Genomic DNA, 21,029 nt, shown 5'->3' with positions numbered 1-21,029 from the left:
CACGGGGTTATCCATGCAAGCTTTTGTCATCATCGCCATTCTGGCGCTTCTTATCGCGGCCTCTCTTTATGTGGCGCCCAGAAAAGCCTCACTAGACGGGTTTTTCGGAGGTGCAGGCGAAGACGGCAAGGCACCTGGCCTTTGGACGTTGGTATTCAGCCAGGTCACCACATGGATTTTCGCGCGTTCTTTGATGAACGCAGCAATCCTTGGGTTCTTTTACGGGATCGCGGGTACTTTGGCCTATGCGGCCTATTACGGATCCTTCCTAACCGGCGGTTTCATCGTGGGGCGCTTGCGTGCGAAAGGCGCACGGTCTGTTCAGGACTGGCTGTCTGACGAATACGGAGCCATCGGCACGGCGTGTTATAACCTCGTGATTGCCCTGCGGCTCTTGTCCGAAGTCTTCGCGAACCTGATTGTTGTCGGCCTGATTTTCGCAGCCATTCTGCCCGAGATGGGCATCGCCAAAGACGCCTCTATCATCATCGTCGCAGTTTTTGCCTTGGCCTATTCCGCATGGGGTGGCCTCAGCGCATCTTTGCGCACCGATGTCGTGCAAATGGTTCTTTTCCTTGTGGTTTTCGCGATTGCTTTCGTAGCGCTGCTGCTCAGCCCGGGCTTCAGCCTTGGTGCAGTCATCACGGCCCCGGGCGCAAGTGGCGGCTATCTTGGCTGGGTTTTGATGATCGTGGCGGCGCTGCAGGTCTTTTCTTATCCGGTGCATGATCCGGTCATGATGGACCGAGGCTTTGTGGCTGATGAAGCAACCACCCGAAAAAGCTTTATCCACGCGTTCTGGATTTCCACCGCTTGCATCATTTTCTTTGGCTTCTTTGGTATCCAAGCGTCGCTGCAGGGCGCGCAATACGAAGGCCAGTTGATCGGCACATGGGCGACTATGTTCCCGGGCTGGGTCTTTACGCTCTTGCTGGTGAGCCTTCTGGTTTCCGCGATCTCGACGCTGGATAGCGCCTTGGCCTCCGCCTCGCGTCTTGTGGTCGAAGAGCTGAAACTCGCGCCGCGCACATTGAATGGCGGCCGTGGGGCGATGGTTGTCTTTGCCGTCCTCGGCACGGCGCTAACCTTGGCGGAAACCCAGTCTCTGTTCGACGCAGTCGCTGTATCTGGCACCGCCTCGATGTTCCTGACCCCTGTGATCGTCGTGACCCTTCTGATGGGCCGCAGCGTGGCGATCTGGGCCTATCTGGTCAGCTTCTTCGCGGCCATCCTTGGCGCAGCGGCCTATTTCGCACGTGGTTCGGAATTCATGGCGTCTCTGCTGGTCGAAGGCCATAAATACGAACAGCTTCTGCAGATCTGTATCGTTGTTCTGGTCATCGGCTTTGCTGCCGTCCTCGCGGGCTCCAAACGCGCGGTGAGGGTTGAAGCGTAAATCTTTCGCTGCTACATCGGCCTCTAATCCGACGGGTTTCGTCGGGCATAACAAGAGGCCGATGTGAGCCAGGACCACACCCAATCCCCGCAAGCCCGCCTTGAGGTGCGCAATCTGACCCGTCGTTTTGGCGACCGTGAGGTTGTTCGCGACGTGAGCTTCTCTGTCGCGCCGGGGCAGGTGACCTGCCTTTTGGGGCCGTCTGGATGCGGGAAATCCACGACCTTACGGATGATTGCCGGGGTGGATCGACAGACCTCGGGTGAGGTCTATGTCGATGGCGAGATGATCTGCGGACCGAATTTTAGCCTGCCGCCTGAAAAACGTCGTATCGGCCTGATGTTTCAGGATTTTGCGCTGTTCCCGCATTTGTCGGTGGCGGACAATGTGAGCTTTGGTCTGGAAGGCTCCAAGGCCAAGAAACGCGCCCGCGTCGCGGAGCTGCTTGAGAAAGTCGGCCTCGCGTGGGCGATGGACGACTTCCCGCATATGCTCTCGGGCGGCGAACAACAACGGGTCGCCTTGGCCCGTGCGCTTGCGCCGCGGCCGCGGATCATGCTGATGGACGAGCCGTTTTCTGGCCTTGATAATCGTCTGCGGGATGACATTCGGGACGAGACGCTTGCGCTTCTTAAGGACGAAGGCACTGCGGTCGTTCTGGTCACCCATGAACCCGAAGAAGCGCTGCGGATGGGGCAAGAGATTGCCCTAATGCGCGAGGGCTCGATCGTGCAATTTGGCACGCCGTATAATATCTACAACGCCCCTGTGGATCGCGAGGCGATGGCGTTTTTCAGCGACATCAATGTGATTTCGGGCACAAGCCAGGGCGCGCTGACGGACACGCCGTTTGGTCAGTTCCTGACCCCCGGGTATGAAGATGGGGCCAGGGTTGACATCGTCATTCGCCCACAGCATTTGCATCTGGATTTTGACCGTGCAGGCAAGGGCCCAGAGCCTACGGCCAGTCATGGTCAAGCGGCAGCGGGCGTCGTCGTGCGCGCGCGGTTCATGGGTAAAGAGAGCCTTGTCGAGTTCCGCATGGAACATGATGGCAGCATCCTGAAAGCGACCGTGCCGAATGTGTTCCTACCGCCAGAAGGCACGCGCCAATGGCTTACGCTGCGCCGCAATCGCTGCTTTGTGTTTCCCGCAAAGTGATGTGATATCAGGTCACTAACGCCGTGTCTTAAGCCGCGTTTGCTTTCGGGCGCAGGGTTAGCCAGATCAAAGCTCCACCTGCCAGCACCAAGAACGGTGCCATCGCGATATTCACCGCATTCCAGCCTTCAACCGCCGTGCCGCCAGAACAGTTCATCAAGCCGCCCGAGGCCAAAGACGCAACGGTCACACCGCCAAAGACGATGAAGTCGTTCATCCCCTGCATACGTCCGCGCTCATGCGGCTCGTGTGCGCCGGCGAGCATGGCGGTGGCTCCGATAAAGCCAAAGTTCCAACCGATCCCAAGCAGCACCAGCGCCACAAAGAAATTCGCCAGATCAACACCTTGCAACGCCACAGCCCCCGCCGCCGCGAGGATCAGAACGCCGAGGCCCATGATCCGCTCGACCCCAAAGCGCGCGATGAGGTGACCGGTGAAAAAGCTTGGTGCGAACATGGCGAGCACGTGGCCTGTCACAACGTCAGCGGCATTGCCTTGGGTGAACCCACATCCCACGACAGCCAGAGGCGTCGAGGTCATCATCAGGTTCATCAACGCATAAGAGACCGTTCCCACGATCACCGCGACGGCAATGCGCGGCGTTTTGATCAGCTCGAGCCGGCTGCGGCCTTGGGGCATGTCGGCCTTGGGGGCTTCGGGTTTTGGGATGTCGAGGAAAAGGAACAGTACGGCGCCGATCACGTTCATCGCAAGTATGGCCCCATAGGTGCCCATAAAGGGCACGACCATCACGTCGGATGTCACTTTCACCAGCTGAGGCCCGATGATCGCGGCCGCCAGCCCGCCTGCCATCACGTAAGAAATCGCTTTCGGGCGGAAGGCTTCCGATGCCGTGTCTGCGGCAGCAAACCGGTAAAAGCCGTGGGCGCTCATGTAGACGCCAGTCAAAAGGCTCGCGAGCAGGAACACAGGGAAGCTGGCGTAATACAACCCGATCGCCCCGACGATGCCGCCAAGCGCTCCGAAGAGGGCCCCGATGAGGAAGCCGACCCTACGTCCAAATCGCTGCATCACCGACGACATTGGGTTCGCAGCCAACATGGAGCCCAGAACGATCAAGGAAATCGGCAGGGTCGCGTAGCAGGCATTGCTTGCCAAAGACTGGCCTGCAAGGCCTCCGATGGTGAAAATCATCGGCATCTGCGCGCCGATAATGGCTTGCGCCAGCACCAGAATGAAAACCGTCTTCTTCGCGCGGGTATCGTCGATGAGTTGTGTCATGGTGAAATGGCTAAAGCGCTCTCAGTGGAATGAAAAGCGGATTCTTGAGAGGGGTAAAATAAAGCGCAAAAAGCGGTTTGACTTGTGTGGGGTCTGCGCGGGACAGTGCGCTGAGGATAGGGGGCAGGCATGGTCGGACGTATCATTGAAACGCTGGAGTGCGTGGGCGAGGGGGTAGAGTGGCTGCGCGCTAATCGCCCAGAGTTCGGCCCCGTGCTTGAGGCCTGCCCGGATCTGCCGCTCCGTCGCAAAAAGGACGGGTTTGAAACGCTGTTGAATGCCATCGTCGGCCAGCAGGTGTCTGTTGCCGCAGCAGATGCGATCTGGCGGCGGTTGGAAGCCGCCAAATTAACGGGGCCGCGCAAGATCATGTGGGCCAAAGACGAAGAGCTGCGTGCCGCAGGGCTGAGTTCTCAAAAAGTGCGCTATGCACGCGCCTTGGCCGAGGCTCGTATTGATTTCAAAGGCTTGCGCGATGCGCCAAATGATGAGGTCATCACCACTTTGACCGAAGTTACCGGGATCGGCGTTTGGACCGCAGAGATCTATGCGATGTTCAGCCTTGGCCGCGCCGATGTCTTTGCGCATGGTGATCTGGCCCTGCAAGAGGCCGCAAAACATATGCTGAACCTCGACAAACGTCCCACCGAACGTGAAATGCGCACCTTGGCCGAGCCATGGTCCCCCTGGAGATCGGTTGCAGCGCGGGCGCTCTGGGCCTACTACCGGGTGGTGAAACAAAAGGAAGGCATCAGATGACTCGGGTTTTGAATACGCTGCGCAAAGAGCCGCTGTCGGGGACAACCCGCTCTGTAGTTGTTTTTGTGCATGGCTATGGCGCGAACGGGCAGGATCTGATTGGTCTGGCGGACCCTCTGGCGGAACATCTGCCCGATACGTTGTTTCTGTCTCCCGACGCGCCCGAAGAAATCCCCGGCATGCCGATGGGCCGTCAGTGGTTTCCGATCCCTTGGATTGATGGCTCCTCTGAGGAAGAAAGCCGCCGCGGGATGATGGCCGCAGTCGATGATTTCAACGCTTTCCTTGATGCGCTGATGGTGGATGAGGATGTGCTGCCCGAGCAAGTTGTGCTCTTTGGCTTTTCCCAAGGCACCATGATGAGCCTGCATGTCGCGCCTCGCCGCGAAGATGAGGTCGCGGGCGTTGTGGCCTTTTCCGGTCGGCTGCTGGAACCAGATCTTTTGGCGGATGAGGTTGTTAGCCGCCCGCCGGTCTTGTTGGTGCACGGGGATCAGGACGACGTGGTGCCGGTGCAATCCTTGCCTGAGGCCGCTGAGGCTTTGCAGGCGGCAGGCTTTAAAGACGTTTTCGCCCATATCATGAAGGGCACCGCCCATGGCATTGCGCCCGATGGTCTGAGCGTGGCCTTGGCCTTTATGCGCGACAAGCTGGGGCTCTGATCCCTCAGCCCTCGCGCCCGCTCGGTTTTCGCTGTCACGCCACCGTTACGGAATCGCCCTAACTAAAGCCTATCCACTGTATCGTGGGGGTTGCTTATCGATTTCCCCGACATATAGTAGATATAAGAGCAGGGACGGGTGTCCCCCGTCCGGATGCTGTAAACAGGCAAATGGTGGAGGGCGCGATCCCCATGGACGGAGACTTTAGGACAGAATTTGTACATAGACCCGGCGGGCTGAAACAACACCCGGCCTTGGTTTTGAACGCGGATTATCGTCCGCTGTCCTATTACCCCCTCAGCCTCTGGCCCTGGCAGGATGCGATCAAAGCGGTCTATATGGACAGGGTGGACATCGTGGCGGAATACGACGCCTGGGTTCATTCTCCGAGTACCGAGATCAAAATCCCCTCTGTGGTCGTCCTCAGAGATTACGTCAAACCGGTAAAGCGCGTGGCCTTCACGCGCTTTAATCTTTTCTTGAGGGATGAATTTTGCTGTCAGTACTGCGGCGCAAAGGGTGATCTGACTTTTGACCATGTGGTTCCGCGCGCGGCTGGCGGCATCACGAGCTGGCAGAATGTTGTCGCGGCCTGTTCACGCTGTAACCTGAAAAAGGGCTCTAAAAGTCTGCGGCAGGCCAATATGCATCTGAACAAGCCTCCGCGTCAGCCTGCGGCGGAGGAGTTGCGCAATATGGGACGCAAGTTCCCGCCCAATTACTTGCACGAAAGCTGGATGGATTTCCTTTATTGGGATGCCGAACTTGATGCCTAAGGTGCAGGCGGGCCCACCAAGCTAGAGCCCGCCCACTGCGTTCTGCGACACACCCCTCGTATGCCACAGAATTTGGACGCTAGAGGCAAGTAGTTTCATTTGCGCGTCCGACCATACCAAAAAGGTCACGTGGATCGTCCGGATCGGCTAACATGTCGAGATCAAAGTAAAAATCAGTGCCCTTTATTTTGTCGCGGACGAAACGCAGTGCCGAAAAATCCTCGATCGCGAAGCCCACAGAGTCAAACAGTGTGATCTGCTTTTCACTGATGCGGCCCTGTTTTTCGCCCGTCAAAACCTGCCAGAGTTCAGTGACTGCGAAATCGTCGTCCATCTGCTGAATCTCGCCTTCGATGCGGGTTTGAGGCGGGAATTCCACGAAGACATCCGAGCGCGCGAGGATCCCCGCCGCCAGCTCTGTTTTGCCAGGGCAATCCCCGCCAATGGCGTTAACATGAACGCCTTCGCCGACCATATTGTCGCTCAGAACCGTGGCGTATTGTTTGTCCGCCGTGCAGGTCGTGAGGATCTGAGCGCCTTCGATGGCAGCCTCGGGACTGGTGCAGGTCACGACGTTCAAGCCTGTACCTGCAAGGTTTGCTGCGCATTTCGCGGTGGCTTTTGGGTCGATGTCATATAGCTTGACGGTCTGGATCCCCAAAATCGCCTGCATCGCCATGCATTGGAACTCGGATTGCGCGCCATTGCCGATCATAGCCATCGTGGTTGCGCCCTTTGGGGCCAATAGCTTAGCGGCCATAGCTGATGTGGCAGCAGTCCGCAGCGCGGTCAGGATGGTCATCTCGGTCAAAAGCACGGGATAGCCCGTGTAGACATCCGCCAAAAGGCCGAAAGCGGTCACAGTCTGCAGGCCTTCGGCGGTGTTTTTTGGGTGACCGTTCACATATTTGAACCCATAGGCCTCGCCATCGCTGGTTGGCATCAGTTCAATCACGCCGACGTCGGAATGGCTGGCGACACGCGGGGTTTTGTCAAACAGTTCCCAGCGGCGGAAATCTTCTTCGATATAGGCGGTCAGGCCACGCAGCATTTCAGGGATGCCAACACTGTTCACCAGCCGCATCATGTTGTCGACGGATACGAAAGGGACAAGGGCTTTGTCAGAAGGGGTGCTCATTAGAAACTCCGGGTAGGGCGGTCAAAGACGCGTCGGCCAAGGGCCGAGGCCGCGAGGTCGACCAGCAGTTTCGCGGTTTTGCCGCGGTCATCGAGGAAAGGGTTTAGCTCGACCAGATCGAGTGAGGTGAGAAGACCGCTGTCGTGCAGCATCTCCATCACCAGATGCGCCTCGCGCACGGTCGCGCCGCCGGGCACAGTTGTTCCGACCGCAGGGGCGACGTCGGGGTCTAGGAAATCCACGTCCAAGGACACATGCAGCATGCCGTTTGCCTTGGAGACGCGATCTAGGAAGGTCGCCAAAGGCCTCGCGATGCCGGTCTCATCGATCTGGCGCATGTCGTGGAAATGGATTTGGCCTGCCTGCAACGCTTCACGTTCCATTGCGTCCACGGACCGCAGGCCGATCATGCAGATATTGTCCTGCGGCACGGGGGCTGTCACCTCCGGATAGCCGTCAAACCCATCGCGCCCGGTGAAATAGGCCACAGGCGTGCCATGCAGATTGCCGGAATCCGTGGTCTGGGGCGTGTGATAGTCGCTATGGGCGTCCAGCCACAGCACAAATAAGGGCCGCCCAACGGCCTGCGCATGCAGCGCCGCGCCGCGCACAGTGCCTGACGCCATCGAGTGATCTCCGCCCATGAAAATCGGGAGGCCATTCTTTAGGGCGCTCTCAGAGGCGTCAGAGAGCGCGCGGGTCCAGCCGATATTCTCGGCCCATTGGTGCAGCTTTTGGTCGGGTGCAGTCACAGCAGGGACATCGGGGGTTACATTGCCCAGATCTGTGACCTCATGGCCCAGATCAGAGAGGCTTTCGACAAGCCCAGCGGTGCGCAGCGCATCGGGGCCCATCAAACAGCCACGACGGCGTTTGCCGCTATCAATCGGTGCGCCGATGAGGATGCATTTTTTCGGGGTCATTGGTGTCTCGTGGGTCTTGGTTTCCCAGAGTATCGACCCGAAACGTGCAGAGATTGAGATGGTAAAATGATCAAAAAGAAAGTAAAATACCCAAAACGAAACCAATGAGTGTCGAAATGGACAGCCTCGATCAAAGCCTCATCTCAGAGTTGCGCCATAACGCGCGCGCTTCTTTGTCAGATCTTGCGATCACGCTTGGTGTGACGCGCACGACCGTGCGGCAGCGGATAGAACGCCTGCAACAGCGGGGCGATATTGTCGGTTTTACGGTGGTCCTTAAGGAAGCGCAGCGTGATCCGGTCCGCGCGTTGATGATGATCGGTATCGAGGGCAGGGGCATTGACCGCATCGTGCGCCAATTGGGGGGCATTCCTGCCGTGCGCAATATTCACACCACCAATGGGCGTTGGGATCTGATCGTGGAACTGGGCACGGACACGCTTGAAGAGCTCGACCGCATCCTCATTCACATTCGACGGTTTGAAGGCGTCGCGACCAGCGAGACGAACCTTTTGCTCAACACGCGCAAGCAGACTTAATCGCGGCTGAGCGCAACTCGGATCCACAAGACCGCGAAGATCAGGGAAAAGATTGCGTTCAAATTCGCCATGGTGAACCCAAACATCTGCCAAGGGATATCGTCGCAGCGCACCAGAGGCGCGTTCATAATCTGGTCGAACAGTTCCTCAGACGACAGGCCGCCAAACCCTGAGGAGGTACAGCTGCTGGGGCCTTCCCAAAGCTTGCGTTCAACGCCTGAGTGATAGACGCCAATCCCCGAGGTGACCAGCATCGCGACGGTTCCTAGCCAAGCGAGCCAGCGCTGACCAAGCGCATAGGCGAGCGCCCCAATCGCCACGGCGGCCATATGCGGGTAGCGTTGCCAATAGCACATCTTACAGGGCGGATAGCCGAAATACTGAAAAGTCCAGGCGCTGATCAGCATGGCTGCAGAGGCCAAAGCCAACAGCAGTGTCATCGTTTTCGAGTTTGGCATTACAGGAACCTCAGGGCCAAGAATCCGCCGATCAAAAGCACGAAAAACACTGTGAATACAAGGCCTAAGCGACGCTCGATAAAGTCGCGCACTGGCGCGCCGAATTTCCACAGCAAAGCAGCGACAATAAAGAACCGTAGCCCGCGTGCGACGATTGAGGTCACAAGGAAGGTCATGATCGGCATGCCGGTCCAGCCCGACATGATCGTGATGACTTTGTACGGAAACGGCGTGATGCCCGCGCCCAGAACGGCCCAGAATCCTGCGTCATTGAAGGTTGCGTTGAATTCCTCGATGCGGTCCAGCTTGCCAAGCGCCTCAAGGATCGGCTGCCCGATCTGCTCAAAGGCAAAGAAGCCGATGCCGTAGCCCAAAAGCCCGCCCAGGACCGAGGAGACTGTCGCCACCAGTGCGATCAACCACGCGCGATGCGGCGTGGCCAAGATCAGCGGAATCATCAAGACATCCGGTGGAATCGGAAAAACCGAACTTTCGACGAAACTGATGATCGCCAGAACCCAAAGCGCCCGCGGATGTTCGGCCAACCGCATGGTCCAATCGTACAAAGGCTTCAGCATGACTGCTCCTGATTACCCTGACCTTGCCTGCGACCTTTGACGGCTAAGTTCAAGTAAAATTTGCGCGGACTTCGTGCGTTTTCGCTCTGGACCTTGGCGCGGGGCTTCGCTAGACCCGTCAAGCGTGCCCAAGTGGCGGAATGGTAGACGCAGGGGATTCAAAATCCCCCGCCTTTGCGGGCGTGCCGGTTCGAGTCCGGCCTTGGGTACCAATTTTCCGCAAAGTTAGATTTTCAGAACGCCAGATCCGGCGTCCTGATGATCTGTTTTTTATCCCTGACCCCGCGGCAGCAAAGCCGCCTCATGTTTGCGCAATATACGACGCGCGGCGCGGTAGGCTGGGGATTTCTGGGTCGCGAGCTCTGGGAAAAGCGCAAAGATCTCATCACGTTGCGCGGTCTCAAGTCCTGCCAAGGCCATAGAGCCGGGCTGGAAGCTTTCGGACCAGATGCCGTCAGACCAAATGATCTCGTGGCGATCAAACATCAGGTGGATATAGGTTACCTCATTGGCTCTGACGCGGCGGATACCTTTCATGCGGGTGAGGTGTTTCGCGGCCACAAGGACTTCGGATTGGCCAAACATCATCTCAAGGTCTGGCGCGCTGACCATGACGCGGTGGTTGGGGCTCAGCAGCATATCGCGCTCTGGCAAATCATTGCCGAGAGCACCCTTTTTGATGCGGATTGGGGCGAGGAAGCTTGCCTCAGTCAGGGTTTTGGCGCTGACGTTTTTGTGGCCGATCCAGCGGATCTCTTGCACGCCGTGATCGCGGGTAAAGACCTGGTCGCCGACGTCGAGGTGTTCGACAGGGCGCAGTCCATTGACTGTTGCGATCATCGTGCCCGGGGTGAAGCAAGGCACGATGTGTTCAATACCGCTGAATTCCAGCGTTCCGGTTGGGTTGCCGTGGGCGTCAAGGAATGTCACGACACCGTCTTCGGTTGTGCCGGGGCTATAGGCGATCGACAGAGGGCCAGCGCCGGTGAGGTCGAGCGTATCATAGTCGTCGCCAGTCTCACCGCCCACGATTTCATCGCCTGAATTCACATTCACAAAGAGATCGCGATCCGCGCCGCCATCGATGAAATCCGCGCCGATGCCGCCATCGAGCGTGTCATTGCCCGTGCCGCCGACCAGAGTGTCGTCACCGTCTTCACCCAACAGGTGATCATTGCCAGCATCGCCATACAGACCATCTGCACCAATGCCGCCTTCGACCGAGTCATTGCCTGCCCCTGCGTCCACGGTGTCATCACCAGCGCCCGCTTGAATATAGTCGTCATCGCCCGTGAACCCGGGCAAACGCGCGTCGTTGGCGTCGATCGCGTCACCATCGGCGTCCACGAAGGCATAGTTGATCAGGTCGTCTCCGCCTGTACCGCTGACGATCCCATCCGGAGGGGCAGGAAAGCCCATGGCCATAAGCGCCTCGTTGGACGAGACATCTGCGGCTGAAACGCCAACCAAAGTCAGGTTTTCGCCGCCGGGGAAGGTCAGGACTGCGTTGCCGTCGCCGTCGGTTGTGACGGTGACATCCTCATAGGTCACAGGGGTGCTGCCGCCGTCGTTGGTCAGAGCGCTGACGTCAAGCATATCGCCGGATGTATAGGTTCCGTCACCATTGTCGGTCGGGGTGGTGAAGCCTGTGACACGGTCGCTGCCAGAGCCATCGGCCAGCACAATCGTATCCGTGCCTGCGCCCAGCTCGATATGCTCGATATCGGTGTAGTTCGCTGTGCTGGTTCCGTCGCTGACAGTGCCCGTGCCTGCAGCGCTGCTGGTCATATCGACGGTCAGGTCGCTGGTGACTCCGGTCAAGTCCAGCGTATCGCCATAGACTTCGTCCTCGGTGTCGCCAAGGATGGTGTCGTTGCCGAACCCTTCTTCCATGATGATGCGGTCATCACCCCAGCCGCCCCAGATGAAATCATCGCCTTCGCCTGTGCCGCCGGAATAGAGCGTGTCATTGCCCCAGGACCCGCGGATCGAGTCATTCCCTAGACCGCCGTCCAGAATATCGTCGCCATAATGGCCGTTGGCGGTGTCGTCACCTTCACCACCGATTATGGTGTCGTCTCCGAATCCCGCTTCGATGCTGTCACTTCCGGTGCCGCCGTCGATGCTGTCGTTGCCCGCATCGCCTTTGATCGTGTCATTGCCTGCGCCACCTAGGATCGTGTCATTGCCTTCGCCGGACTCCACGGAATCATCACCGCCGCCTGCGTGAATCACCGTGTCGGAATCCGTGACCATGTCGCCTTCGGGATCGAGCAGATAGGCCGTGTCGATCACATTGGCGGTGTCATCGCCCTCGACGATGCCGTCAGGGGCAGGAGAGAATGTGATGTCGCTGAGGCCGATGGAGCCGGTGGTAGTGCTGGACTCGCCATTGTCGAAAATCACTTCGATGCGAGACACAGGTCCTGGAATTGTAACTGTGACTGAATCATCGGCTCCAGTGGTTTCTACGCCAGCGCTCGCGGCGCCGTCTGCGTCCACCACAGAGCCCGTGACTGTATGAAGCCCATCGAGATCAGAAAATTGAACTTCGACCGGATTGCCGTCGATGTCATAGGCGATGACCGTGACCATATCGTCCCAGCTTGCGCCCTGATCTACATCGAAGAGTTCAAAGGACACATTCGCTGTCGGGCTGTCGAATGTCAGTTCTGTGGTAACAGGTTCACTGAGGCCAGAGACCCAGAGGCCTTCTTCAGATGGTGTGCCGCGCGTATCTACGGCTGCGGTGCGGCCATTGATGTTCGTGGTCGTCGCTATCGTCACGCCAATCTCTTCGCCAGCAGCGCCTATTTGATAGGAGCCATTGGCGCTGGCGGTGGACCAATCCAATGTATTTACGACGGGCATAGTGTCTCGTCCTCAAATCTCTTCGGCGCTTTGGGCGCACTTATTTACAGGCCTTTTTGATGCGGAAATGGGGCAGGACTGTGAAAGAAATTCGGTGATTGTGCAGAGATTTCTTGGGCTGGATGCGTGGGATTTTGCCTTAATTCTTCGCGATTTGGCCCAATTTGCGCCCAGTTCAATCAGTAGAACCGAGCTCGTGCATGCTGCAGAAGCGGATGCCGAGCACTGCAGAACAAGGCTCTATTATGAGAATCCGAGTGATTAATCAGAGGCCAAAGCCCGCCGTGGCTTATGAGTCTCTGGCGGACAATATTTTTACGGATATCTGCGAAGATATTCAGATTCAGTCACCAATGATCGACCGCCCGTCGCAGGCGGCCGCCCATGTCGTGCGCCCTTCAGTCTTTGCACAGGTGCGCCGAATAAAGACGATCTAATCCCTTAATTTTGGTTTTGCCGGGCCCGCCAGGCGGCCCAGTCTTCTGGTGTGTCCAGATCCGTGATTGCATGGCCTATCGGAAGTGCGACACGACCCAAATTGTTGCTTTCAGATTTGATAACCTCGCGCGCGCCTTGGTCTGTTGACAGGGTTTTCAGCGCGTCAAAACATCGGCGTGGAAAGACAACCGGATGGCCAGGAGTATCCCCCGACATGGCGTGCAGAATTTGATCTGGAGCGGCCTCATGGGCGGATTTCATCGCGACGAGATCCTCTGCGCTGAGCTCTGGCATGTCCGCCGGAACGATCATCAAGGCTGAAGCTGCTTCTGGCAATTGCACAATCGACGTGGCGATCGTAACGCCCATACCTTCACTTGCCTGCGGTACAGCTATGACCTGCACCCCATGAGGGAGCACAGCAGCGCGGCGACCGTCCGCGCGTTGCAAAGCCACATAGACGTGCGCGCAAGTATCTAGCGCGTGGGATGTGATCTTTTGCAAGAGGGGCTGGCCATCAACCTCTTCCAACAACTTGTCGGCTCCACGCATGCGCGAGGATTGACCGGCAGCAAGAATAAGGATTGCGAGCATAGGGTGCCTTTAGAAACGAAACCGCCGGAGGCGTGGGTGGGAGCCTCCGGCGGGGATATTTTTGGCAAGAGAAAGCCCGTTTGGCTAGCCCCGCATACGCGCGCCGTCTGCGTCAAAGAGTACGTCGGTCAAAAGCGTGGCTTTGCGGCGGGATCCGAGGATCTCGATTTCCGCATTGATGCTTGGGTCGATCATGTCGACTGGCAGGAAGCCGATGGCGATGGATTTGCCCGCATAGTGCGAGTAGCCACCGGAGGTGCAGAAACCGACGACCTCGTCACCGACCCAGATGGGTTCATAGGCGTTGACGTCGGCGTCGTCAGCGTCGACTTCGAAGGTGCAGAGTTTGCGAGTTGGGCCTTGTGTTTTGTGCTCTTCAGCTGCGGCACGACCGATGAATTCGACGTTCTTTTTGAACGAGATGAAGCGGTCGAGGCCGGTTTCGGCGGCGGTGTAGTCGGGGGAAAACTCGCTGAGCCACGAGCCGAAGGATTTGTCCAGACGCAGTGACATCATGGCGCGCATGCCGAAGGGCTTCATCCCGTGAGGTTGGCCCGCGGTCCAGAGCACATCCCAGAGCGCGCGTTGGGAGGGGAGGTCGCAGTAGATCTCGTAGCCGAGGTCTCCGGTATAGCTGACCCGTTGAATGAGGCAGTCTACCATGCCGACGGTGACGCGGCGGATGTCCATGAAGCGCATGTCACTGATGTCTTGGCGGGTGCAGGCTTGAAGGACATCGCGCGCCTTGGGGCCCGCGATTTGGAAACCATTGCGGGTGTCTGAGACGTTGTCAATTGTGACGCCCTCATCCAGGTTCTGCAGGAACCATCGCATGTGGTAGGCTTGGCTGCCGTAGCTGGCGGTCAATTGGAATTCTGTTTCTGTGAGGCAAGAGATCGTGAAATCTCCGATGAGGCGGCCCTTGGGAGAGAGCATCGGTGTCAGGCTGAGGCGCCCGGGTTGTGGCACGCGGCCTGCCATGATGCGGTCAAGCCAGGCGCGCGCGCCTTGGCCATTGACGATATATTTGCCAAAGTTGTGAACCTCATTGATTCCAACGGCTTCGCGGACGGCCTTCACCTCACGTGCGGTGGCGTCAAAGGCGTTGGAGCGGCGGAATGACGGGGTTTCAAAGCGCGGTTCATCGCCTTCGGCGAAGTAGTTCACGACCTCGAGGCCGTATTGGTGGCCCCAGACCGCGCCCATCTCCGTGAAGATGTCATACATAGGCGTTGTGCGGAACGGGCGTGCGGCGGGGAGTTCTTCGTTCGGGTAGGCGACCGAGAAGCGTTTCTGGTAGTTCTCGATGACTTTCGGCCGCGTGTAGCCCGGTGTGATCCAGTCGCCGTAGCGTGCGCAATCCATCGCCGAGGTGTCGCGTTCGCATTCGCCCTCAACCATCCATTGCGCGAGCATGAGCCCGACGCCGCCGCCTTGCGAGAAGCCTGCCATGACCGCACAGGCGGACCAGTAGTTCCTGACGCCCGGCACAGGGCCGACCAGAGGGTTGCCGTCTGGCGCAAAGGTGAACGGCCCATGGATCACAGATTTGACGCCGCTTTCAGCCAATGCGGGGAAGCGTTTGTAGGCGAACTCGATGCTGTCTTCGATCTTGTCGAAATCATCGGGCAACAATTCATGCCCGAAATCCCAAGGCGTGCCATCCACTGCCCAAGGGCGGCAGGGTTGTTCATAAAAGCCGATGCAGAGACCTTGGCCTTCCTGACGCAAATAGCTTTCGCCAGCGGGGTCCATCACATGGGGGTGCTCGATGCCATTGGCCATCATCTCTTGGATCATGGGAACATCGTCGGTGACGATATATTGGTGCTCCATCGGGTGCAGCGGGAAGTAGATCCCGGCCATCGCGCCGACCTCGCGCGCCCAGAGGCCGCCTGCGTTGACGATATGTTCGGCGTGGATGGTGCCCTTGTTGGTCACGACATCCCAAGTGCCATCTGCGCGTTGGTTGGTTTCCAGAACCTTTGTGTGGATCTCAATCGTCGCGCCGCCCATGCGGGCCGCTTTGGCATAGGCGTGGGTGGTGCCCGAGGGATCAAGGTGGCCATCAAGCGGGTCATACAGCGCGCCGATGATGCCGTCTGTGTTGGTGACAGGCGCGATCTTTTTGATCTCTTCGGGGCCAACGATTTCGGTCTCAAGCCCCATAAACCGGTGTTTCGCACGTTCTGCGACCAGCATGTCAAAGCGGTCTTGGTTGTCGGCCAGCGTCACACCGCCGACATGGTGCAACCCGCAGGACATGCCGGTGATCTCTTCGAGTTCTTTGTAGAGCTTGATCGTATAGCCCTGCAGCGCGGCCATATTGGTGTCGCCATTGAGCGTATGAAAGCCGCCTGCCGCATGCCATGTGGACCCAGAGGTCAGTTCCGAACGCTCGAGCAGCATCACGTCAGACCAACCCAGCTTGGTCAGGTGATAGAGCACAGAACAGCCAACGACGCCGCCGCCGATGACACAAACACGCGTGGTGGTTTTCATATGGGCCTCCGAGTTTTGTGTAGACAATAGAGGTCTCGCCATTTCGCTCGAAGTGTGCTGCGCCGAAAGCGACACATTGTGTCGCTAATCAATTTTGCCCGGTGGGCTACTTCTGCAAAGGCCGCACCTTGAGCCGGGTGATCCGGTTGTCCTTGCGCGCCATGACCTCGAACCGGAACCCGTGGAAGGCAAAGACCTGACCCACAACCGGGATCGTCTGGGCTTCGTGGATCACGAGGCCTGCGACGGTGTTGGCCTCTTCATCTGGCAAGTTCCAGTCGCTGGCGCGGTTGAGGTCTCGGATCGTCATGGCCCCGTCGATCAGGAACTGGCCGTCCTCGGACTGTCGGATCGGGTGCTCGGCCGCAGGGTCAAATTCGTCGGTGATCTCGCCCACGATTTCCTCAAGGATGTCTTCCAGCGTGATCAATCCGCGCAGCGCGCCGTATTCGTCGACCACCAGCGCAAAGTGGCTGCGGCGTTTCAGGAATTGACGCATCTGGTCGTCCAGCGACGTGGTGTCGGGGACGAAATAGGGCGTCTTGGCCACGTCCGAGAGGCTGAATTTGGAAAGATCCGGCGCGCCGTCACTGTCTGCGACATGGGCATGCATCGCGCGCAACAGGTCCTTGGCGTGCACAACGCCGACGATGTTTTCCGGATCATCTTTAAAGACGGGCAGGCGGGTGTGGTTGCTTTCCAGACATTGGCTTAGGATTTCAGCAGGCGCGTCGTCAGCATTGATCATCTCAATGCCCGAACGGTGCAGCATGATTTCCTCAACCGTGCGTTCGCCCAGATCGAGCGCGCCGAGAATTCGGTCGCGGTCTTCTTTTTCCACGATCCCTTCGGAATGACCAAGTTGCAGCGCGCCCGCGATTTCTTCGCGAACGGCGAGGATCTGGCTGTCGGGATCCGTGCGCACGCCAAAAATGCGCAACACGCCACGCACCAAGAGGCGGACGGCGGACACAACAGGTGCAAAGAGCACGACAACGATCTGAATGATTCCAGAGACGCGCGATGCCGCCGTTTCGGGCGCGGTGATCGCGTAGGTCTTGGGCAGCACTTCGGCAAAGATCAGAACCAAAAGGGTCATCACGAGGGTCGCCAAGGCGACGCCGCTGTCGCCAAAAGCCTGTGTCAGAAGGCTGGTCGCAAGCGACGTTGCCAGGATGTTCACAAGGTTATTGCCGAGCAGTACCGAGCCGATCAGACGCTCGCTGTCCTCGGTGATCTTGAGCGCACGTTTTGCGCCGCGTGAGCCTTTGTCGGCCTGCGTGCGCAGCTTGCCGCGCGAGGCCGCTGTCAGCGCCGTTTCGCTACCGGAAAAAAACGCCGACATCATGAGCAAAAGCGCAATGCCGCCTGCCATGATCCAAAAGGCTGAATCCAGTACCGGAGTTGTGATTTCCATTGTGTAAGCTATCCCTTTATCTGCACTGTGTTATGGGCACGCGCGCGCCTTGGTTCAAGGGAAAGCTTCGGAAATGAACGTCAAAGATCTGGGCGAAATTGATGGGGATATGCTGCTGTTTGGCGGACCCTATTCGAACCTGCAGGCGACCGAGGCATTGTTGATCGAAGCCGCACACAGGGGCATTGACGCGGAGCATATGGTCTGCACCGGCGATCTCGTGGCCTATTGCGGAGATCCGGCTGCGACGGTTGATTTGATCATGGACGCAGGTATTCCGATTGTGGCGGGCAATTGCGAAAAGCAACTGGCTGCAGGGGCTTTGGATTGCGGTTGCGGGTTTGAGAGCGGGACGACCTGTGATCTCTTGTCCGCGGGTTGGTATGCGCATGCCAATGCTGAGGTGTCATTGGAACACCGCAGATTCATGGCGCAATGCCCTGATATTATTTTGTTTTCGCAATCAGGCAAAAGGTTCGCTGCTATCCATGGCGGCGTGACCGACATCGCCCGTTTCATCTGGTCCGCGTCGACTGATGAGGTTTTCACCGAAGAAGTCGACGCCCTTCGGGCGCATGTCGGAGAGGTTGATGTCGTGATCGCGGGCCATTCCGGTATTCCCTTTGTCAAAGACGTGGTTGGCGTCACCTGGGTCAATGCAGGCGTGATCGGGATGCCTCCGCATGATGGCGCGGTACAGGTGCGCTATGCTGTTCTGTCAGAGGGGCAGGCCGAGATTTGCGAGCTGAGCTATGACGTCGAGGGAGCAAAAGCGCGCATGACTGAGGTCGGATTGGTGCAGGGCTATGACATCGCATTGCAAACGGGCATCTGGCCATCCGAGGATGTCTTGCCCGAAGCCCTACGGCGCTAGTCTTTCGCCAGAGGGTGATGGTCCAGCACCAGTTCTTTTAGCCTCTCATCTAACACATGGGTGTAGATTTCTGTCGTTGCCACATCGGCGTGGCCAAGCAGAACCTGAATAGACCTTAAATCGGCGCCATTGGCCAAAAGATGCGTTGCGAAAGCGTGGCGCAGCGTATGGGGCGTGACCTTGTCGGGGCTCACGCCGCCAGCGACGGCGAGTTCCTTGATCAAGGCATAGAACCGATGGCGGGTGATATGACCCAACTTGCCTCGACTTGGGAAAAGGAACTTTGACGCGGGCAACCCCTTTTCTCGTTTCTTCACCTCATCCGCGTCACGTTCCGTCAGCCAATGCGCCAAAGCCGCGCGCGCATCACCGGAAAGAGGCACCATGCGTTCCTTGCCGCCTTTGCCCAGAATGAGCAGCATCCGAGGGTCTCCGCGTGCAGCACTGACAGGCAGCGATACAAGCTCGCTGACCCGCATTCCGGTCGCGTAAAGCAACTGCATTAAGCAGATATTTCTGGCGTTTTCCAGCGGGTTGCGGCCCGAAGCTTCAGCAGCTCCGATCAGGCGGTCCACCTCGATGACCTCAAGAGTTTTCGGCAGGCGTTTGTCCCGTCCGGGTCCGCGGATTTGAATCGCGGGGTTTGTCTCCATCCAGCCTTCTTCAAAGGCAAACCGAAAAAGCTGTTTGATAGCGGACAGCCGCCGGGCGCGTGTGGATTTCGCCAATCCTTGCGCGTCGCAAAAGACCAGATAGTCCTCAATCACGTCGCGGCTTACTGCATCAAACGCCGTGCCATGGCCGTTCAGCCAATCTGAGAAATCCCGCAGGTCGCGGGCATAGGCCAATTGCGTGTTGGTCGCGGCCCCCAATTCAGCGGCCTGCGCCTCAAGGAAAGTCGAAATCCACTGCAGGCTCATGTGCGGCGATCCAACAGAAGAACTTGCAAGGCCGCTTGTCGCGCTGTGTCCTCAAGCCCCAAGGCGCGGAAGGTCGCCAGCGACTCGGTCAGGGCCCGTAGATCACCTGACAGCCCCTGTTCATACAGCGCCATCGCGGCCAAAATCACCTCGCCCAGCTGGCCACGTGCCAGTTTGTGGCTGAAAGACTGGGGGACACCCGCGCCGTTGAAGGCTTCTGCGACGGCCTGTTCCTCGGGCGTTTGCCCGCGTCTGGGCGGCGACCCGCGTGCAAGACCTGCCAGAAAATCCCGTGGTCCTGATTGCGCGGCAACCTCATAGGCGGGGGACAAGAGTTGAACTTCGCGCGCCAGCACTTGCGCAACGCCTGTCAGGGACAGATCGGCCAGAACCGGGCCGTAAATGCGGGAAAATGGCACCTCAACGCGCGCCTGCTGAGCTGCGCTCCAGGCGGCTGCGAGCGTTTCTTCTACGGCTGTCCTATCTCCCGCTTCGACGGCTTCGTCAAAGGCTTGCAGGGCATCCACACGATCCCAGATCATACCCGAAGCCGCAGGTTGTCGCTCTGTGTAGATCCCGAGTAGTCGGTTTTCGGGCAAAGCCCCGACGCTAGCCAGTCGTTCCGCCGCCTCAAGCTGCGCTTTCCATCCCGATGTGCTGCGCAGATCTGCATGGGCGAAGGGGCGGGGCAGGCTTGTCGTGGGCAGAGGCTCTCCGATGGCCTCATAAAGGCGGAAGGTCAGCGGGGTCGGATCGTTTGGCGTCACCAAGAGCGGTTCGCCTTCCGAGATCTCTGGGTCAAGGAACCGCAGCAAAAGCGCATCTTCCTCAAGCGTCAAAAGCCCCAACAGATTGGCCGTTTCCAAAGTCAGCGCCGCCGCCGTCCAATCACCCGCCCGCGCAAGGCAGAATACCCGAGCGGCGTAGGATGGCGATAGATGCGGGGCAGGGTTCAGGGCCTCGCAGGCGCGTTGTTCCTCGCCCAGCAAGAGTGTTACGTCAAACCACCGTTGAAAGAGGGTTTCAGTATTGGGGCCCGCGCGCTCCAGCAGCGCATTGGCTTGCTCAATCGCGCCCAGTGCCACCAGCTTGTCGACCCGCGCCAGCAAAAGCGCATCGGCTTGGCCAGCGTCTTGCGGCGGGTTCGCCTCGGCCAAAAGCAACGTATAGAGCAGTGCCTGCATGGCCGGAGAGCCTTCGACTCGCAGGTCAGTAATCCTGTCCGCCAAGGTCTGCGCGGGGCTTTCCGACCACAAGGCGCTCGGCAAACCCGTAACGGAACTGGGCAACAGGCCAACGGCGTCGCGCCCCACGTTTCCAAGCGGCGAGACCGTGACCTCGGGCGTCGTAACGCCTTGATCTATTGGGGGTTCTTCGACAAAAGGCGCAACGTCCAGAGCAACTGTTGGGGTCTGGCTAAGCCAATCAATCGCCGACAAAGGCGCCTGCGCCGTCGCGGATCCTGCGGCAAGCGCCGCGATCAATGCCAGTAGAGGATGTCTAATTCCCATCCAGCGTGACCGACTGTCTGATTTCCGCCTGCGGTGCGCTGAAATCAGCGCCAAAGATCGGGCCGATATAGGCATAGCTCACAAGGCCCACTGCCAAGAACACCACAAGGAAAAATATTGCTCTGATGAGTCGACCCATGACCGCCCTCACATTCTTAGTGCCTGCTTTTTTCTAATATATATCTGGCCTTTTTGCGAATATCACGTCATTCAGTGCGAAATGGCGAAAATTGGCCGGTTTTCAGCGTGAAAATCGCCAGCGGGGCAAT

The 21,029-nt window shown here is 58.4% G+C and carries 20 protein-coding genes and 1 tRNA gene; 9 read left to right on the top strand and 12 right to left on the bottom strand.

Annotated elements, in window-relative coordinates; translation table 11 throughout:
• Positions 1–13: 13 nt before the first annotated feature.
• Both HZ995_RS15455 and HZ995_RS15450 read left to right on the top strand, forming a co-directional pair.
• Entirely contained in the window at positions 14–1,396 is a 1,383-nt protein-coding gene (locus tag HZ995_RS15455) for a sodium:proline symporter (protein WP_209356543.1), read from the top strand.
• Positions 1,397–1,459: 63 nt separating this feature from the next.
• Positions 1,460–2,557 carry an ABC transporter ATP-binding protein gene (locus tag HZ995_RS15450; protein WP_209356542.1) on the top strand — a complete coding sequence of 366 codons (1,098 nt, stop codon included), beginning with the start codon at positions 1,460–1,462 and terminating at the stop codon, positions 2,555–2,557.
• Positions 2,558–2,585: 28 nt separating this feature from the next.
• Here the strand turns inward: HZ995_RS15450 and HZ995_RS15445 are convergent, their stop codons facing one another.
• Positions 2,586–3,800 carry an MFS transporter gene (locus HZ995_RS15445; protein WP_209356541.1) on the bottom strand — a complete coding sequence of 405 codons (1,215 nt, stop codon included), beginning with the start codon at positions 3,798–3,800 and terminating at the stop codon, positions 2,586–2,588.
• Positions 3,801–3,929: 129 nt separating this feature from the next.
• On the opposite strand from HZ995_RS15445, the gene HZ995_RS15440 reads away from it, so the two are divergent.
• The 3 genes from HZ995_RS15440 to HZ995_RS15430 all read left to right on the top strand — a co-directional run bounded on the left by HZ995_RS15440 (position 3,930) and on the right by HZ995_RS15430 (position 5,997).
• A complete protein-coding gene (locus HZ995_RS15440; protein ID WP_209356540.1) occupies positions 3,930–4,559 on the top strand; it encodes a DNA-3-methyladenine glycosylase family protein in 630 nt (209 codons plus the stop codon).
• Positions 4,556–5,221 carry an alpha/beta hydrolase gene (locus HZ995_RS15435; protein ID WP_209356539.1) on the top strand — a complete coding sequence of 222 codons (666 nt, stop codon included), beginning with the start codon at positions 4,556–4,558 and terminating at the stop codon, positions 5,219–5,221. The genes HZ995_RS15440 and HZ995_RS15435 overlap by 4 nt, the downstream gene beginning before the upstream one ends.
• Before the next feature lie 191 nt (positions 5,222–5,412).
• Positions 5,413–5,997, top strand: a complete 585-nt coding sequence (locus tag HZ995_RS15430) for an HNH endonuclease (protein ID WP_209356538.1) — start codon at positions 5,413–5,415, stop codon at positions 5,995–5,997.
• A 79-nt stretch (positions 5,998–6,076) separates the two neighbouring features.
• On the opposite strand, the gene HZ995_RS15425 is transcribed toward HZ995_RS15430, so the two are convergent.
• Both HZ995_RS15425 and rocF read right to left on the bottom strand, forming a co-directional pair.
• Positions 6,077–7,135 carry an ornithine cyclodeaminase gene (locus tag HZ995_RS15425; protein ID WP_209356537.1) on the bottom strand — a complete coding sequence of 353 codons (1,059 nt, stop codon included), beginning with the start codon at positions 7,133–7,135 and terminating at the stop codon, positions 6,077–6,079.
• Positions 7,135–8,058, bottom strand: a complete 924-nt coding sequence (gene rocF / locus HZ995_RS15420) for an arginase (RefSeq protein WP_209356536.1) — start codon at positions 8,056–8,058, stop codon at positions 7,135–7,137. The genes HZ995_RS15425 and rocF overlap by 1 nt, the downstream gene beginning before the upstream one ends.
• A 116-nt stretch (positions 8,059–8,174) precedes the next feature.
• Here rocF and HZ995_RS15415 point away from each other — a divergent pair, with 116 nt between their 5' ends.
• Entirely contained in the window at positions 8,175–8,597 is a 423-nt protein-coding gene (locus tag HZ995_RS15415) for an Lrp/AsnC family transcriptional regulator (protein ID WP_209358292.1), read from the top strand.
• Here HZ995_RS15415 and HZ995_RS15410 read toward each other — a convergent pair.
• Together HZ995_RS15410 and HZ995_RS15405 are read right to left on the bottom strand one after the other, a co-directional pair.
• On the bottom strand, positions 8,594–9,055 hold the full coding sequence (locus tag HZ995_RS15410) for a disulfide bond formation protein B (RefSeq protein WP_209356535.1): 462 nt from the start codon (positions 9,053–9,055) through the stop codon (positions 8,594–8,596). The two genes, HZ995_RS15415 and HZ995_RS15410, sit on opposite strands and share 4 nt — an antisense overlap.
• Positions 9,055–9,633, bottom strand: coding sequence for a YqaA family protein (locus HZ995_RS15405; RefSeq protein WP_209356534.1), 579 nt, complete (start codon positions 9,631–9,633; stop codon positions 9,055–9,057). Before HZ995_RS15405 ends, HZ995_RS15410 begins: the two co-directional genes overlap by 1 nt.
• Before the next feature lie 126 nt (positions 9,634–9,759).
• Here HZ995_RS15405 and HZ995_RS15400 point away from each other — a divergent pair.
• Positions 9,760–9,845, top strand: a tRNA-Leu gene (locus tag HZ995_RS15400).
• Between the two features lie 58 nt (positions 9,846–9,903).
• Here HZ995_RS15400 and HZ995_RS15395 read toward each other — a convergent pair.
• Positions 9,904–12,504 carry a Hint domain-containing protein gene (locus tag HZ995_RS15395; RefSeq protein ID WP_209356533.1) on the bottom strand — a complete coding sequence of 867 codons (2,601 nt, stop codon included), beginning with the start codon at positions 12,502–12,504 and terminating at the stop codon, positions 9,904–9,906.
• A 200-nt stretch (positions 12,505–12,704) separates the two neighbouring features.
• Between HZ995_RS15395 and HZ995_RS15390 the strand changes: the two genes are divergently transcribed.
• Entirely contained in the window at positions 12,705–12,941 is a 237-nt protein-coding gene (locus tag HZ995_RS15390) for a hypothetical protein (protein ID WP_209356532.1), read from the top strand.
• Between the two features lie 4 nt (positions 12,942–12,945).
• Here HZ995_RS15390 and HZ995_RS15385 read toward each other — a convergent pair whose 3' ends face one another.
• From HZ995_RS15385 to HZ995_RS15375, 3 genes are all read right to left on the bottom strand, one after another.
• Entirely contained in the window at positions 12,946–13,536 is a 591-nt protein-coding gene (locus tag HZ995_RS15385; protein WP_209356531.1) for a nucleotidyltransferase family protein, read from the bottom strand.
• Between the two features lie 84 nt (positions 13,537–13,620).
• Positions 13,621–16,038: a GcvT family protein gene (locus HZ995_RS15380; RefSeq protein WP_209356530.1), complete on the bottom strand. Its 2,418-nt coding sequence runs from the start codon at positions 16,036–16,038 to the stop codon at positions 13,621–13,623.
• Positions 16,039–16,144: 106 nt separating this feature from the next.
• Positions 16,145–17,455, bottom strand: coding sequence for an HlyC/CorC family transporter (locus tag HZ995_RS15375; protein WP_209356529.1), 1,311 nt, complete (start codon positions 17,453–17,455; stop codon positions 16,145–16,147).
• Between the two features lie 73 nt (positions 17,456–17,528).
• Here HZ995_RS15375 and HZ995_RS15370 point away from each other — a divergent pair, with 73 nt between their 5' ends.
• Positions 17,529–18,329: a metallophosphoesterase family protein gene (locus HZ995_RS15370; protein ID WP_209356528.1), complete on the top strand. Its 801-nt coding sequence runs from the start codon at positions 17,529–17,531 to the stop codon at positions 18,327–18,329.
• Here the strand turns inward: HZ995_RS15370 and HZ995_RS15365 are convergent.
• From HZ995_RS15365 to HZ995_RS15355, 3 genes are read right to left on the bottom strand one after another with little or no spacing between them, the layout of a single operon-like run.
• Entirely contained in the window at positions 18,326–19,249 is a 924-nt protein-coding gene (locus HZ995_RS15365; RefSeq protein WP_209356527.1) for a tyrosine recombinase, read from the bottom strand. The genes HZ995_RS15370 and HZ995_RS15365 overlap by 4 nt on opposite strands.
• Entirely contained in the window at positions 19,246–20,760 is a 1,515-nt protein-coding gene (locus HZ995_RS15360; RefSeq protein WP_209356526.1) for a hypothetical protein, read from the bottom strand. Before HZ995_RS15360 ends, HZ995_RS15365 begins: the two co-directional genes overlap by 4 nt.
• Entirely contained in the window at positions 20,750–20,899 is a 150-nt protein-coding gene (locus HZ995_RS15355; RefSeq protein WP_209356525.1) for a hypothetical protein, read from the bottom strand. Before HZ995_RS15355 ends, HZ995_RS15360 begins: the two co-directional genes overlap by 11 nt.
• Positions 20,900–21,029 lie beyond the last annotated feature (130 nt).

The organism is Cognatishimia activa, assembly GCF_017798205.1.
Taxonomy (GTDB): domain Bacteria; phylum Pseudomonadota; class Alphaproteobacteria; order Rhodobacterales; family Rhodobacteraceae; genus Cognatishimia; species Cognatishimia activa_A.
Note: the sequence above shows the minus strand (reverse complement) of the source record. Positions and strands in the feature narration are given on the sequence as shown.

Bases quoted from the DNA above. Each gene is read 5' to 3' on its own strand.
- HZ995_RS15455 (WP_209356543.1), top strand. From the start codon at position 14: ATGCAAGCTTTTGTCATCATCGCCATTCTGGCGCTTCTTATCGCGGCC.
- HZ995_RS15445 (WP_209356541.1), bottom strand. From the start codon at position 3,800: ATGACACAACTCATCGACGATACCCGCGCGAAGAAGACGGTTTTCATT.
- HZ995_RS15440 (WP_209356540.1), top strand. From the start codon at position 3,930: ATGGTCGGACGTATCATTGAAACGCTGGAGTGCGTGGGCGAGGGGGTA.
- HZ995_RS15435 (WP_209356539.1), top strand. From the start codon at position 4,556: ATGACTCGGGTTTTGAATACGCTGCGCAAAGAGCCGCTGTCGGGGACA.
- HZ995_RS15430 (WP_209356538.1), top strand. From the start codon at position 5,413: ATGGACGGAGACTTTAGGACAGAATTTGTACATAGACCCGGCGGGCTG.
- HZ995_RS15425 (WP_209356537.1), bottom strand. From the start codon at position 7,135: ATGAGCACCCCTTCTGACAAAGCCCTTGTCCCTTTCGTATCCGTCGAC.
- rocF (WP_209356536.1), bottom strand. From the start codon at position 8,058: ATGACCCCGAAAAAATGCATCCTCATCGGCGCACCGATTGATAGCGGC.
- HZ995_RS15415 (WP_209358292.1), top strand. From the start codon at position 8,175: ATGGACAGCCTCGATCAAAGCCTCATCTCAGAGTTGCGCCATAACGCG.
- HZ995_RS15410 (WP_209356535.1), bottom strand. From the start codon at position 9,055: ATGCCAAACTCGAAAACGATGACACTGCTGTTGGCTTTGGCCTCTGCA.
- HZ995_RS15405 (WP_209356534.1), bottom strand. From the start codon at position 9,633: ATGCTGAAGCCTTTGTACGATTGGACCATGCGGTTGGCCGAACATCCG.
- HZ995_RS15395 (WP_209356533.1), bottom strand. From the start codon at position 12,504: ATGCCCGTCGTAAATACATTGGATTGGTCCACCGCCAGCGCCAATGGC.
- HZ995_RS15390 (WP_209356532.1), top strand. From the start codon at position 12,705: ATGCTGCAGAAGCGGATGCCGAGCACTGCAGAACAAGGCTCTATTATG.
- HZ995_RS15385 (WP_209356531.1), bottom strand. From the start codon at position 13,536: ATGCTCGCAATCCTTATTCTTGCTGCCGGTCAATCCTCGCGCATGCGT.
- HZ995_RS15380 (WP_209356530.1), bottom strand. From the start codon at position 16,038: ATGAAAACCACCACGCGTGTTTGTGTCATCGGCGGCGGCGTCGTTGGC.
- HZ995_RS15375 (WP_209356529.1), bottom strand. From the start codon at position 17,455: ATGGAAATCACAACTCCGGTACTGGATTCAGCCTTTTGGATCATGGCA.
- HZ995_RS15370 (WP_209356528.1), top strand. From the start codon at position 17,529: ATGAACGTCAAAGATCTGGGCGAAATTGATGGGGATATGCTGCTGTTT.
- HZ995_RS15365 (WP_209356527.1), bottom strand. From the start codon at position 19,249: ATGAGCCTGCAGTGGATTTCGACTTTCCTTGAGGCGCAGGCCGCTGAA.
- HZ995_RS15360 (WP_209356526.1), bottom strand. From the start codon at position 20,760: ATGGGAATTAGACATCCTCTACTGGCATTGATCGCGGCGCTTGCCGCA.
- HZ995_RS15355 (WP_209356525.1), bottom strand. From the start codon at position 20,899: ATGGGTCGACTCATCAGAGCAATATTTTTCCTTGTGGTGTTCTTGGCA.